Source organism: Microbacterium aurantiacum (genome assembly GCF_031625015.1).
Classification (GTDB): Bacteria; Actinomycetota; Actinomycetes; order Actinomycetales; family Microbacteriaceae; genus Microbacterium; species Microbacterium aurantiacum.
Window position 1 is genome coordinate 25,061 of the sequence record NZ_JAHWXH010000004.1, and the last position, 12,979, is coordinate 38,039.

Sequence of the window (12,979 nt, forward strand, 5' to 3'; positions counted from 1 at the left end):
CCCGCCCGGGCCGATCACCGACCGGGCGCGTAGTCCGTCGGGATCGCGAGGCTCTGACCCGCCTGCAGACCGGCGCCGTCGAGGGCGTTGAGCCGCACGATGGCATCGACCACGTCGCGCGGATCCGCGCCCGGCGCGACCCGCTCAGCGATGGACCAGAGCGAATCCCCCGGCGCGACGACGACCGCCGAGAACGTGCCCTCCGGCGCGCCCCCCTCGCGTCCCGCCAGAGCGCTGCCGCCGCTGATCACCGCGAGCACCATGGCGACGGACACCGGCAGCGCCACCACGAACGCCAGCGCGCGGCGCCCCCGCGTTGTCAATCGAAGCCGCGTCCGCGGGGCGATCGGACGGGGGTACCAGGTGGTGTCGATGGTGGTCATGTTCTTCTCCTCTGAGATCGGTCGGAGCCGTTCTCTGTTCGGGAGTTCGCATGCGACCCCCGGCCAGAGGAGCCGCACGCGAACTTCTCTTCCGAAGCTATCTTCGACTATGGTGGATGTCAAATGCCGGGATCGGACCGACACTGTCGAAAGCGACACGCCCCTCCGATCCCGGCGATGGTCCGAAGGTGCGGATACGGTTTCGATAGCGGAACCACACCACGGACCTCCGACATTCGAAGACCGCTCTGCGACACAGGGCGAGACAGGAGCCGAGATGAGCGACGTCACCGGATCTCAGAAGCCGCACACCCGGCGCCGCAAGAGCCTGAGCGAGAAGCAGCTGGCGATCCTGGAAGTCATCCAGCGGTCGATCGCCCGCCACGGATACCCGCCGAGCATGCGCGAGATCGGCGATGCGGTAGGGCTGAAGTCGCTGTCCAGCGTCACGCACCAGCTCAACCAGCTCGAACTCAGCGGATACCTCCGGCGCGACGCCGGCAAGACCCGCGCGATGGAGGTGCTCATCGATCTGCCCGGCACGGCCACCGAGAGCCCCGTGGACGCCTCCCCCACGGTCGGCGACGCCGCCCTCGTGCCGCTGGTGGGGCGCATCGCAGCCGGCGTCCCCATCACCGCCGACCAGCAGATCGACGAGATCTTCCCCCTGCCCCGACAGCTCGTCGGCAAGGGCGACCTGTTCATGCTCAAGGTCACCGGGGAGTCGATGATCGACGCCGCCATCTGCGACGGCGACTGGGTCGTCGTGCGTTCTCAGCCGAGCGCCGACAACGGCGACATCGTCGCCGCGATGCTCGACGGCGAAGCGACCGTGAAGACCTTCCGTCAGAGGGACGGCCATACGTGGCTGCTTCCGCGCAACTCGGCCTTCGAACCCATCCTCGGCGACGACGCCGTCGTCCTCGGCAAAGTCGTCGCCGTCCTCCGCAGCGTCTGACTCCCCGGGGGGCTCACCCGCCGGGGGTGATCCTCCGACGCCGACCGCGGCGGGTGCACCATGATGGCCCCATGACCATGGAGTCCTCCGATCACGCCGCGCTCGAGGCGCGCATCCGCGAGCTGGAAGCGGAGAACGCCCGACTGTCCGTCCGCCAGGATGACGAGCCCGCACCGCGATCCGGCCGGGGTCGGATCCGCAGCCTCGCCTCCGCGGTGTGCATCATCATCGCGGCTGTCCTCGTCCCCGTGTCGATCGTGTCCGCCTGGACCCGCGTCCAGCTCGTCGACGAGGACGCGTTCGTGTCGACGCTCGCGCCGCTGTCGACCGACCCGTCCGTGCAGGCGCTCATCGTCGACGAGACGATGGAGGCGATCACCGACCAGGTCGACTTCGACGCCCTCACGGCCGAGGTGTTCTCGGCCGTCACCGATCTCGGCCTCCCCCCGCGTGCGGCATCCGCCCTGGAGCTGCTCCAGCGGCCGGCAGCGGCCGGACTCGAGAGCCTCGTGCAGACCACGGTCACCCGCGTGGTGGCCTCCGACGCCTTCACCGATGTCTGGGCGACGACGACGCGAGCGGCCCATCGCGCGTTGACCGCGGCGGCCACCTCCGACGGGGGCGGTCTGGTCGTCCGCACCGACGACGGGGTCGGCATCCAGCTGGGAGCCGTCGTCGAACGGGTCAAGGGGAACCTGCAGGATCGCGGGATCGGCGTCGCGACCCTCATCCCGGCCGTCGACCGGGTGATCATCCTCGGAGACGGGCAGAACCTGGCGCTCTTGCGCACCGGCTATGCCGCCGCCGCCGTGGGCGGGTGGTGGCTCCCCGTCGTGACGCTCGCGCTCTTCGGCCTCGGCATCCTCCTCGCCCGGCGCCGCAGTGTCGCCGTCCTCGGAACCGGCGTGGCGTTGGCACTCGGCGCCGGTTCACTCGCGGCCGGGTTCGCCGTCGGCGGCGCCGGGGTCGGCGCGGTCGCGCAGGACGCCGGCCTCTCGCCGTCGGCGCTGGAAGTGATCTACGCACAGATGGTCGGGGCGATGGCGCACTCCGCCGCCGTCCTCGCGCTCCTCGGCGTCCTCGTCGCCGTCGCCGGGTGGATGCTCGGCCGCTCCCGTCCCGCTCGCGCTCTGCGCGCCGCCGGCGGACGCGCCGGCGCGGCCGCGCGCGCCCGCGTCGCCGTGTGGGGGGTGGACACCGGTCGCTTCGGCCGCTGGCTCGGGACACGTCGCGTCCTCGTCCGCGTGCTCCTGGCCGCGGGCGCCGTCCTGTGGCTGTTCGCGCTGCGCCCCCTCAGCATCGGCGACATCGTCGCCGTGATCCTGACGACCCTCGGCGTCGCGCTCATCCTCGAGGTCCTGCAGATCCGACAGGCCGAGGTCGAAACAGCCCGGTAGCGGCGCTTCCGACGGTTTCGCTCTAGCGTGGAGGGGGTGACCACCCCCTCGGAACACAACGCTCCCGCGTCCGCCCCCGCCTGGGGCGCATGGCCGTCACCCCTGGACGCGCGATCGGTCGCCCGTTCGTCGCCTCGCCTCGAGGGCGCATGCTTCGCCGGGCCGGCGCGCGACGAGATCTGGTGGGGTGAATCGCTTCCCGACGAGGGCGGCCGCATCGCCGTCCGGGCACGCAGCGCGGACGGCGATGTCCGGACACTCCTGCCCACGCCCTGGAACGCCCGCTCGCGCGTCCATGAGTACGGCGGGGGCGCGTGGGCGGCGCACGAGGACCTCCTGGTGTTCGTGGAGAAGACCGACCAGCGGGTCTACGCCCTCGCTCCCGGCTCGGCGCCGACCGCCCTCACCGCGGAGGACCCGGACGTCCGCTTCGGAGGCCTGAGCGTTCAAAGCGGGCGGCTCCTCGCCGTCCGCGAGACCCTCGGCGCACCCGTGCGGCGCGACATCGTGGAGATCCCCTGGAACGGCGATGCCGGCACCCCGCCGACTGTCCTGGCCACCGGAAGCGATTTCGTCGCCCACCCGGCACTCTCCCCCGACGGCGGGCGGATCGCCTGGATCGCCTGGAACCACCCCGACATGCCCTGGGACCGGGCGGAGGTGCGGGTCGCGGAGATCCGCATACCCGGGAACGAGGGGCGCGCGATCGCCGGAGGCGGGTCCTCGCCGGTGCAACCGGTCTGGCTCGACGACGACACACTCCTCTACTCCGACGATCCCGACGGACGGTGGAACCTCTGGCGTCACGATCTCCGCACCGGGACCCGCACCTCCGTCGCCCCGGCCGACGCCGACACCGGGGGTCCGCTCTGGGTCCTCGGCACGCGCTGGTTCCGCCCTCTCGACGACGGCCGGATCGTCGCGGTGCGCACCCGCGGGAGCGACGAGATCGTCCTCCTCTCGCCGGACGGGGGTGCACGGCGCCTTCCGGTGGATGTCATCGCGACCGCGGCGATCGAGGACGCCGCGGGAGCGCGGGTGCTCGTCAGCGGCACGACGGCCCACGGCATGCCGGCGCTCCGGCTCGTGGACGTCGACGTCGACAAGCCCGAAGACGTGGTCCGGATCGCCGGCGACGTTCCGCCCTGGCCGGCGGCGTTCACCCCCACCGCCCGCGAGGTCACGGTGAACGGACCGCACGGCCCCGTCCACGCCTTCGACTTCCCTCCGACCAACCCCGACGTCCCGGTTCCGGCGCGCGACCGCGCGGACGCGAGCACGGCTTCGCCGTACGTCGTGTTCGTCCACGGCGGTCCGACCGCGCACGTCGGCGGCGCAGCATCCGGCAAGATCGCCTATCTCACCAGCCGAGGCATCGGTGTACTCGACGTCAACTACGGCGGCTCCACGGGCTACGGCCGCCCCTACCGCGAGCGGCTCCGCGGCGCCTGGGGCATCGTCGACGTCGACGACATCGTCGCGGTGGTCAGCGCGCTGGCCGCGGAGGGGCGGCTAGACCCGGACCGCGTGGCCATCGCGGGCGGGTCGGCCGGCGGCTGGACCGTGCTCCGCGCGGTCACCGGCACCGATGTCTTCGCCGCCGGGATCAGCCGCTACGGCGTCGCGGATCTGCGCCTCCTCGCCGCGGAGACCGAGGACTTCGAGTCCCGCTACCTCGACGGGCTCGTCGGGCCGCTCCCCGAGGCCGAGGCGCGCTACGTCGAGCTGTCCCCGCTCACGCGACCGGAGGACTTCCGCACGCCGCTCCTGATCGAGCAGGGTTCGGAGGATGCCGTCGTCCCGCCGTCGCAGTCCGAAGCCGTCCGCGACGCCCTCACCGCGGCGGGCGTGCCCCACGCCTATCTGCTCTTCGACGGTGAGGGGCACGGATTCCGCCGGGCGGAGACCATCGAGCGCGCCCTCGAGGCGGAGCTCGCCTTCCTCGGGCTGGTCTTCGGCTTCACTCCTCCGGGAATCCCGCCGCTGACGCTGGACTAGTTCCGGAGGAACGGCGCCAGGCGTGCCGCCAGGTGCTCACCGACCCGCGCATGCACCGCGGTGCCCTCCTCCTCGTGCTCTTCGGCGAGGATCATGCCGTGCTCGTGGATCGCCGACACCAGCTCTCCGCGGTCGTAGGGCACGAGCGCGTGCACCTCGACAGCGGGGAGCGGAAGCGCCGCCTCGATCGTCGCCCGAAGCTCCGCAACGCCCTCGCCGGTGCGGGAAGAAGCGAAGACGGCGTCCGGCTGCAGCCCGCGCAGCAGGAGACGCGCGTCGTCGTCCAGGAGATCGGCCTTGTTGAACACCACGATCTCGGGAAGATCCCGCGCGCCGACATCGCCGATCACATCGCGGACGGTCGCCAGCTGCGCCGCCGGGTCGGGATGGGCGCCGTCCACCACGTGGACGATGACGTCGGCCTGTCCCACCTCTTCGAGCGTGGAACGGAAGGCTTCGACGAGCTGGTGAGGCAGGTTCCGCACGAATCCGACCGTGTCCGTGAGCGTGTACACCCGACCGTCCTCGGCCTCGGCGCGGCGGACCGTCGCGTCGAGCGTCGCGAACAGGGCGTTCTCCACCAGCACGCCCGCGCTGGTGAGCCGGTTCAGAAGGCTGGATTTGCCCGCGTTGGTGTACCCCGCGATCGCGACCGACGGAATCGTGTTGCGCCTGCGCTCCGCGCGTTTGGCGTCCCGCGCCGGCGCGAAGTCGCGGATCTGACGACGCAGCTGCGCCATGCGGGTGCGGATACGACGACGGTCGAGCTCGATCTTCGTCTCACCCGGACCGCGGGAGCCCATGCCGGCACCACCGGCGCCGACCTGGCCGCCCGCCTGGCGTGACATCGAGTCGCCCCACCCGCGCAGACGCGGGAGGAGGTACTCCAGCTGGGCGAGCTCGACCTGGGCTTTGCCCTCGCGACTCTTGGCGTGCTGGCTGAAGATGTCGAGGATGACCGTGGTGCGGTCGATGACCTTCACCTTCACCACGTCCTCGAGGGCACGCCGCTGGCTCGGGGCGAGTTCGGTGTCGGCGATCACGGTGTCGGCGCCGACGGCGGCGACGATGTCACGGAGCTCCTCCGCCTTGCCCCGCCCCACGTACGTCGCCGGGTCGGGGTGCGGCCGCCGCTGCAGCACGCCGTCGAGCACCACGGCACCGGCCGTCTCGGCCAACGCGGCGAGCTCGCGCAGCGAGTTCTCGGCGTCCTCGGTCGCGCCCTGCGGATGCACACCCACCAGGACGACGTTCTCCAGACGCAGCTGGCGGTACTCGACCTCGGTGACGTCCTCGAGCTCGGTCGACAGCCCGGGGACGCGCCGGAGGGCGGCGCGCTCCTCACGATCCCACTGATCGCCGTCGCTGTCCGCACCGTACGCGGTGGACGCGTCCTGGAGCGCCTGTGCGTTCCCGAACACGCGCGCACCGGATCCGGTGTCGGCGTGCGACAGCACGCGATCCACCGGGTCCACCGGCTGCTCGTCGGCGGTGGGCGGTGTGGTGTGGTGCGTCATCAGTTCCTTCCGGGATGCCGGGGCCCGGGCATCCGTGAATTCTAGCCTCCCGCGCAGGCGGCGTCCTCCGCTACGCTCGTGAGCCATGGGAAGCGACCACTACTTCAGTGCTTCCCCCGCCAGTCCGGAGAACCTGCGGCGTATCCGCGTGGTACTCCAGGGACGGGAGGTCGAGGTCATGACCGCCGGCGGCGTGTTCAGCCCCGATCACGTCGACTCGGGCACCGCGGTGCTCCTGGCGAACACGCCCCCTCCCCCCGCGGGGGGACACCTGCTCGACATCGGCTCCGGGTGGGGGCCGATATCGCTGTCCCTTGCGATGGCGTCGCCGCACGCGACGATCTGGGCTGTCGATGTGAACGAGCGCGCCCTGGATCTGGTTCGTCGCAATGCGGAGAGCCTCGGACTCCCCCACGTCAACGCCGTGCGACCCGAGGATGTTCCCGACGACATCGTGTTCCGATCGATCCGCTCGAATCCCCCGATCCGCGTCGGGAAGAACGAGCTGCACGGTCTGCTGGAGAAGTGGATCCCGCGTTTGGACGAGCGATCCGACGCCTGGCTGGTGGTGCAGCGGAACCTCGGCTCCGACTCCCTGCAACGCTGGTTGGCAGCGACGTTCGAGCGCGGCTACAGCGTGCACCGCGCCGCGACGAGCCGGGGTTTCCGAGTGCTGCGCGTGCGCCGTCACGGATCACCGCCGACGGAGCCCATCGCGCTCCCTGAGCCAGACCGGCGAGATGAGTCAGGCCAGCGAGATCTCCCCCGAGAAGACCAGGGAGGCCGGTCCCGACAGGAGCACGTGAAGCGTGCCGTCCAGGTCGACGGTCCGGACGCCCAGGGAACCGCCCGGAACCTCCACGTTCCATCGGTCCGGGGCTGCCGGGCCCGCCCAGTGCCGCACGGCGAGCGCTGAGGCGGCCACGCCGGTTCCGCAGCTGAGCGTCTCTCCCACTCCCCGTTCGAACACCCGCATCCGGATCATCCCGACCCCGTCGCGGACCAGCGGATCACCGGGGACGACGAACTCGACGTTGGCTCCGTGGCGGGGCGTCGGGTGCAGCTGGGGCACCGCCGTGAGATCGAGCTCCTCGAGTTCGCGCTCATCGGGGAGGGCCACCACGACGTGGGGGTTGCCCACGTCGATCCCGAGACCCGGTCGGGGTGCACCGCCCCCACGGACGCGGACGAGGACGTCTCCGGACTCCACGCGCCACGGCCCGAGGTCGACCTCGAACCCTCGCTCGTGACGCGTGACGGCCTTGATCCCGGCGCGCGTGCCGATCCGCACGGGACCGGCATCCGGGTCGGCCCATCCGACGTCCGCCAGATAACGGGCGAAAACGCGGATGCCGTTGCCGCACATCTCCGCCGCAGAGCCGTCGGCGTTGCGGTAGTCCATGAACCACTCGACACCCGCCGCGGCGGCTTCCTCGCCCTCAGCGAGGCTTCGGGCACGAACGACGCGGAGGATGCCGTCGCCGCCGATGCCGAATCGTCGGTCGCACAGCACCGCCACCTGATCGTCGGAGAGGTGGAGCGCTCCGTCCGGATCGGGGACGATCACGAAGTCGTTCCCCGTGCCGTGGCCTTTGGTGAACGGGACGGTCTGCGGCATGCGCACCAGTCTAGGCGGGCGACCCGTGAGCCCCGGAGTCGTCGAGGAGGACGGATGCGTCGACCCCCTGCTCCTGCCAGCGCAGCCCCTCGTAGCGCCGGAACCATGACACCTGGCGTCGGGCGTAACGACGGGTCAGCGCCTGGGTCCGCGCGATCGCCTCGTCGCGCGTGAGCAGTCCGTCCAATTCCTCGGCGGCCTGCGCGTAGCCGATCGCCCGTCGGGCGGTCGTCCCTCGATCCCATCCGCGTGCGCGGAGGGCCCGAACCTCGTCGAGGAGGCCGTCCCGCCACATCTGCTGGACGCGCGTGTCGAGACGCGCGACGAGCTCATCCCTCGGACTCGACAGCCCAATGAGGCGCGTGTCCTCATGCCACAGGGTGGGCGCGTCGGGCAGGCTCGCCCCGTGGGTCGCCTGACCCTGGTCCAGAATCTCCAGCGCACGGACGATCCGTCGTCCGTTCTTCGGGTCGATCCGCGCGGCCGTGTCCGGATCGCGATCTCGCAAGCGCGCATACAGCGAGCCCGGACCGGATCGATCGAGCTCCGCCTCCCATCGTGCGCGCGCGGCGTCGTCGCGAGGTGGAAAGCGGAAGTCGTGGATGACGCTCGAGACGTAGAGACCCGACCCTCCGACGAGGATCGCGTCGTGGCCTCGCGCGGAGATCTCCGAGATCAGCTGCCTCGCGCGCGGCTGGTACCACGCCACGGCGGCATCCTCGGTCACGTCCAGCTCGTCGAAGAGGTGGTGCGGGATGCCGCGCCGCGCGTCGACGGAGATCTTCGCCGTGCCGATGTCCATCCCGCGATACACCTGCATCGCGTCGGCGTTCACGATCTCGGCCCCGGGGCCGGTCCGTGCGAGCGCTTCGGCGAGGTCCAGGGAGAAGGCGGACTTCCCCGTCCCGGTGGCTCCGACGACCACCCAGAGTCGCGTTCCGGGCACTCCGGTGGCGATCACCCCTCGACGCGGCGCAGGGGAAGGCCGAGCGACACCGCGCGCGGAGCACCGGCGGGCGCCGGCACGCCGCAGGACTCCGCCTGCGTGCGGTCCCACGCGTCGCCGGATCTCGTCCGCCGGATCCGCAGGGAACCGCCGACAGGCGCGTCCGCCAGGAGGTGGAAGGGCGCGGCGTGGGTGATGACCACGCGCACGGCGTCGCCGGGTCGCGGGAGCTCGGAGCCCTCCGGCACCTCGAAGTGCACCAGCCGGTTGTCCTCGGCGCGGCCGGTGAGACGCCGGGTCGCGGCATCCTTCTTCCCCTCGCCTGCGGACACGAGCACCTCGACCTCACGCCCGAGCTGCGCCTGGTTCTCCTCCAGCGAGATCCGCTCCTGCAGCGCGATGAGGCGCTCGTAGCGTTCCTGGACGACCTCCTTGGGGACCTGGTCCGGCATGGTCGCCGCCGGTGTTCCCTCGCGGATCGAATACTGGAAGGTGAAGGCACTGGCGAATCGCGCCTGCTCCACGACGCGCAGGGTGTCCTGGAAGTCCTCCTCCGTCTCGCCGGGGAAGCCGACGATGATGTCCGTGGAGATCGCCGCGTGCGGCATCCGCGCGCGCACCCGCTCGAGGATGCCGAGGAACCGCTCACTGCGGTACGAGCGCCGCATGGCCTTGAGGATCCGGTCGCTACCCGACTGCAGCGGCATGTGCAGCTGCGGCATCACCGACGGGGTCTCCGCCATCGCGTCGATCACGTCGTCGGTGAACGCCGCCGGGTGCGGGCTGGTGAACCGGATTCGCTCGAGTCCGGGGATCTCCCCCGCAGCCCGCAGCAGCTTCCCGAAGGCGTGCCGGTCGCCGAACTCGACTCCGTAGGAGTTGACGTTCTGCCCGAGCAGCGTCACCTCCACCGCACCGTCCTCGACGAGGAGACGGATCTCATTCAGGATGTCGCCCGGACGCCGATCCTTCTCCTTGCCGCGCAGGCTCGGCACGATGCAGAACGTGCAGGTGTTGTTGCATCCCACCGAGATCGACACCCAACCGCTGTGCACGGAGTCGCGCTTGGTCGGAAGCGTCGAGGGGAACACGTCCAGAGCCTCGAGGATCTCCAGCTCCGCCGCCTGGTTGTGCCGCGCACGCTCGAGCAGGCCGGGGAGAGAGCCCATGTTGTGTGTGCCGAAGACGACGTCCACCCAGGGAGCCTTGTCGAGGACGGCATCCTTGTCCATCTGCGCCATGCAGCCGCCGACGGCGATCTGCATCCCCTCGTGCTTGTCTTTGCGCGACTTGAGGTGCCCGAGCGTTCCGTAGAGCTTGCCGGCGGCGTTGTCGCGGACCGCGCAGGTGTTGATCACGATCACGTCGGCCTCGCTGCCGGCGTCCGCAGGGACGTAGCCCGCGCTCTCGAGCGAACCCGACAGGCGCTCGGAATCATGGACGTTCATCTGACAGCCGAAGGTGCGTACTTCGTAGGTGCGGATGCGGCCGTCTGCGGCGCGGGCCGCGGGCGACGGCGCGATGACGGTCGGCGCGGAGGAAGGGGAAGACATGATGGCCGATATTCTACGATCCGCAGCTGAGGGCGTCGCGAGGCGCCGCGGCCGGCGGGTGGGCTCAGCGCACGACGGCGCGGATGCGCGCCGCCGCCAGTGCCGTGAATCCGACCGCCACGACCACGAGGACGGCGATCGCGATGCCGACGGTCAGCTGCGTCTCGCCGACGAAGAGATCCACCCCGTAGAACTCTCGCAGGCTCTCCCCGGCGGTGCTGTTGCCGTCGGCGAGCACGGCGAGGGAGTCCTCGGTGAAGGGCCGCCGCAGCAGCATCGCCGCCTGTGAGAACGGCAGCACGTTGATGACGTCCACGACGGACGCCGGCAGGGACCCCACGGGAATGTACGCGCCCGCGATGAAGCCGATCGCCGTTCCGACCACAGTCGACAGCGCGGAGAACGCGCTCGTGCTGCGGACGAACGACGCCGCGAAGGCGGACAGCGCGGTGAACGCCGTGCAGCACAGCACCATCACTGCGACCAGAGCGCCGATCTCTTCGAGACCCAGCCAGGTGCCGTCGACCAGTCCCAGATACAGCAGGCTCACGATGAGCACGATCGACGACATGATCAGCGCCACCGCGATCGCCGCGAGGAGATAACCCAGCACGATGTCGCTGCGACGGATCGGCGCGACGAGGAAATCCCCGAAGCGTCCGGTCTGGCCGTCCTCGACGAGGGCGGATAGCGCGCCGAGCCCGGTGGTGATGGTCGTGAGGAGGATGATGCCGGCGAACATCCAGGTGTTGATGAAGGCCGTCACCTCCTCGGGGGTCGCCTGGGGGAACTGCTGTTCCAGGCCGTCGGTCTGCAGCCGGGCCAGGAAGAGGGTGTACAGGACGAACAGGATCAGCCCGCTCAGGAGGGAGAAGAAGACGTTCATCCGGTCCCGGAAGAAGACCCGGAGGTTCCGCCCGACGAGGGCCCCGACGATGCTCACGAACGGTCCTCCCCGTCAGCGGTACCCGAGCGGCCGGTGAGGGCGAGGAAGACGTCGTCCATCCGCCCGTGACGGAACTCGAAGTCGGTGACGTCCCCCTCGTGCGCGCGGAGGATCTCCATCGCCTCCGCCGCCCCCGGTACCGCGAGGACGCTGACATCGCCGTCCTGCTCGACCTCGAGACCGCGGGCGCCCGCCAGCGCCGCGAGTCGGCGCGGCGCCGTCGAGGTGATGCGCAGGACACTCCGGCTGTGCAGCGCGCGCAGCTGGGTCGGGGTGCCCTCGGCGACGATCCGACCGTGGTCGATGACGCACACGCGATCCGCCTCCTCGGTCTCCTCCATGTAGTGGGTGGTGAGGAACACGGTGAGCCCTCGCTGACGACGAAGGGTCTGGATGGTGGCCCACACCGAGGTGCGGCTCGCGGGATCGAGGCCTGCCGTCGGCTCGTCCAGGAAGAGGATCTCCGGCTCGTGCAGGAGCGCGCGGGCGATGTCGGCACGGCGCTTCTGCCCACCGGACAGTCGGCCGTATCGGCGATCGAGGAACTCCTCGAGTTCGAGGAGCGCGGACAGCTCGGCGATGCGCTGCTGGGCGCTCGCACGGGACAGATGCGCGAGCCGCGCGCGAAGCGTCAGGTTCTCCCGCACCGTGAGCTCGGCGTCCAGGATCGACGACTGGAACACCACACCGATCGCCTGACGCGCGCGTCGGGACTCCGATCGCACGTCATGCCCCGCCACGACGACGGAGCCGCTGTCGAAGGGCTTCAGCGTGGTCAGACACGCGATGGTCGTCGACTTCCCCGCTCCGTTGCTGCCGAGGAAGGCGAAGACCTCGCCCGCCCCGACGCTGAAGGAGATGTCGTCGACGGCGCGGACAGCGCGGTAGCTCTTGCTCAGCCGCTCGACGCGAATCGCCATGTACCCCTCCCGCGGGTCGGATCGAGTCTGGCACACCCCGCGGAGACCGGACGCCTTCGGGTCAGCTCTCCAGGAAACGCACCTTCTGCGGTGACGCGAGCTCGTCCAGTGCGACGCGTGCCGCGGTGCCGACGACCGCCCCGCTGAACCCGCGGCGCGCGAGCTGACCCATGAGGCGGCGAAGCGCGGCGTCCCGTTCGACGTTCTGCAGCGACCGCGCTTTCGTGCGTGCGAACTCGTGCGCGCGCTCGAGCTCGTCGTCCTCGTCGAGGACCGCCATCGCCTCGTCGACCACGTCGCGCGGGAGACCACGGGCGGTCATCGCCTGGCTGATCGCGCGACGGCCCTGCTTCTTGCGATCCAACCCGACGTGCAGGATCTGCTCTGCCAGACGCATGTCGTCGAGGTAGCCGCGCGCGACGCACACGTCCATGATGCGGTCGATCGCGTCGCCCGCGATCTCCTGTTCGGACAGGAACCCGCGTGCCTCGCGGCAGGAGAGCTGTCGCGCACGGAGCCGCTTGATCAACGCCCGCTCCGCGGCTTCCACCGCTTCGTCGTCGTCTTCCGCCCGTTCGAGGGGATCGGCGACCCACGCAGGGTGCCACGATGGGGTCTCCTGCGCGGAGGCGACATCGTCCGCGGTCCGCTCGCGGTGTCCGAAGAGCGAGATCACCGGTGCGAGGTCGGCGGGTTCCGCCGCCGACCCGGCACCGCTGTGAGGTTGTTCCGTCATCGGACCC

11 protein-coding genes and 1 pseudogene are annotated in these 12,979 nt (G+C 70.8%); 4 read left to right on the top strand and 8 right to left on the bottom strand.

All coding sequences use genetic code 11. The annotated features are described in order from the left end of the window. Positions 1-14 precede the first annotated feature (14 nt). Positions 15-383 carry a LysM peptidoglycan-binding domain-containing protein gene (locus KZC50_RS14195; protein WP_310892097.1) on the bottom strand — a complete coding sequence of 123 codons (369 nt, stop codon included), beginning with the start codon at positions 381-383 and terminating at the stop codon, positions 15-17. Positions 384-660: 277 nt separating this feature from the next. Here KZC50_RS14195 and lexA point away from each other — a divergent pair, with 277 nt between their 5' ends. From lexA to KZC50_RS14210, 3 genes are all read left to right on the top strand, one after another. After that, the gene (lexA, locus tag KZC50_RS14200; protein ID WP_053547540.1) at positions 661-1,341 is read left to right on the top strand and encodes a transcriptional repressor LexA; all 681 of its coding nucleotides are present in this window, start codon (positions 661-663) and stop codon (positions 1,339-1,341) included. 71 nt (positions 1,342-1,412) lie between these two features. After that, complete coding sequence (locus KZC50_RS14205; protein ID WP_310892098.1) at positions 1,413-2,738, top strand: hypothetical protein; 1,326 nt, start codon at positions 1,413-1,415, stop codon at positions 2,736-2,738. 36 nt (positions 2,739-2,774) lie between these two features. Continuing rightward, positions 2,775-4,736, top strand: a complete 1,962-nt coding sequence (locus KZC50_RS14210; RefSeq protein ID WP_310892099.1) for a S9 family peptidase — start codon at positions 2,775-2,777, stop codon at positions 4,734-4,736. On the opposite strand, the gene hflX is transcribed toward KZC50_RS14210, so the two are convergent. After that, positions 4,733-6,253, bottom strand: a complete 1,521-nt coding sequence (hflX, locus tag KZC50_RS14215) for a GTPase HflX (RefSeq protein ID WP_053547543.1) — start codon at positions 6,251-6,253, stop codon at positions 4,733-4,735. The genes KZC50_RS14210 and hflX overlap by 4 nt on opposite strands. Before the next feature lie 85 nt (positions 6,254-6,338). On the opposite strand from hflX, the pseudogene KZC50_RS14220 reads away from it, so the two are divergent. Then, a pseudogene (locus tag KZC50_RS14220) lies at positions 6,339-6,977 on the top strand (class I SAM-dependent methyltransferase); the annotation flags it as partial. Positions 6,978-6,998: 21 nt separating this feature from the next. Here the strand turns inward: KZC50_RS14220 and dapF are convergent. The 6 genes from dapF to KZC50_RS14250 form a co-directional block, all read right to left on the bottom strand. Further along, complete coding sequence (gene dapF / locus KZC50_RS14225; RefSeq protein WP_301132736.1) at positions 6,999-7,871, bottom strand: diaminopimelate epimerase; 873 nt, start codon at positions 7,869-7,871, stop codon at positions 6,999-7,001. Positions 7,872-7,881: 10 nt separating this feature from the next. Further along, the gene (gene miaA, locus KZC50_RS14230; protein ID WP_310892100.1) at positions 7,882-8,832 is read right to left on the bottom strand and encodes a tRNA (adenosine(37)-N6)-dimethylallyltransferase MiaA; all 951 of its coding nucleotides are present in this window, start codon (positions 8,830-8,832) and stop codon (positions 7,882-7,884) included. Continuing rightward, on the bottom strand, positions 8,829-10,370 hold the full coding sequence (miaB, locus tag KZC50_RS14235; protein ID WP_310892101.1) for a tRNA (N6-isopentenyl adenosine(37)-C2)-methylthiotransferase MiaB: 1,542 nt from the start codon (positions 10,368-10,370) through the stop codon (positions 8,829-8,831). Before miaB ends, miaA begins: the two co-directional genes overlap by 4 nt. A 64-nt stretch (positions 10,371-10,434) precedes the next feature. Then, positions 10,435-11,313, bottom strand: coding sequence for an ABC transporter permease (locus KZC50_RS14240; protein WP_301132732.1), 879 nt, complete (start codon positions 11,311-11,313; stop codon positions 10,435-10,437). Then, on the bottom strand, positions 11,310-12,236 hold the full coding sequence (locus KZC50_RS14245) for an ABC transporter ATP-binding protein (RefSeq protein ID WP_310892102.1): 927 nt from the start codon (positions 12,234-12,236) through the stop codon (positions 11,310-11,312). Before KZC50_RS14245 ends, KZC50_RS14240 begins: the two co-directional genes overlap by 4 nt. A 61-nt stretch (positions 12,237-12,297) precedes the next feature. Next, a complete protein-coding gene (locus KZC50_RS14250) occupies positions 12,298-12,972 on the bottom strand; it encodes a regulatory protein RecX (protein ID WP_310892103.1) in 675 nt (224 codons plus the stop codon). Between the last annotated feature and the right edge of the window lie 7 nt (positions 12,973-12,979).

What these genes read in the sequence shown, in the direction of transcription:
- KZC50_RS14195 (WP_310892097.1), bottom strand. Translation starts at nt 383, where the DNA reads ATGACCACCATCGACACCACCTGGTACCCCCGTCCGATCGCCCCGCGG.
- lexA (WP_053547540.1), top strand. Translation starts at nt 661, where the DNA reads ATGAGCGACGTCACCGGATCTCAGAAGCCGCACACCCGGCGCCGCAAG.
- KZC50_RS14205 (WP_310892098.1), top strand. Translation starts at nt 1,413, where the DNA reads ATGACCATGGAGTCCTCCGATCACGCCGCGCTCGAGGCGCGCATCCGC.
- hflX (WP_053547543.1), bottom strand. Translation starts at nt 6,253, where the DNA reads ATGACGCACCACACCACACCGCCCACCGCCGACGAGCAGCCGGTGGAC.
- dapF (WP_301132736.1), bottom strand. Translation starts at nt 7,871, where the DNA reads ATGCCGCAGACCGTCCCGTTCACCAAAGGCCACGGCACGGGGAACGAC.
- miaB (WP_310892101.1), bottom strand. Translation starts at nt 10,370, where the DNA reads ATGTCTTCCCCTTCCTCCGCGCCGACCGTCATCGCGCCGTCGCCCGCG.
- KZC50_RS14245 (WP_310892102.1), bottom strand. Translation starts at nt 12,236, where the DNA reads ATGGCGATTCGCGTCGAGCGGCTGAGCAAGAGCTACCGCGCTGTCCGC.
- KZC50_RS14250 (WP_310892103.1), bottom strand. Translation starts at nt 12,972, where the DNA reads ATGACGGAACAACCTCACAGCGGTGCCGGGTCGGCGGCGGAACCCGCC.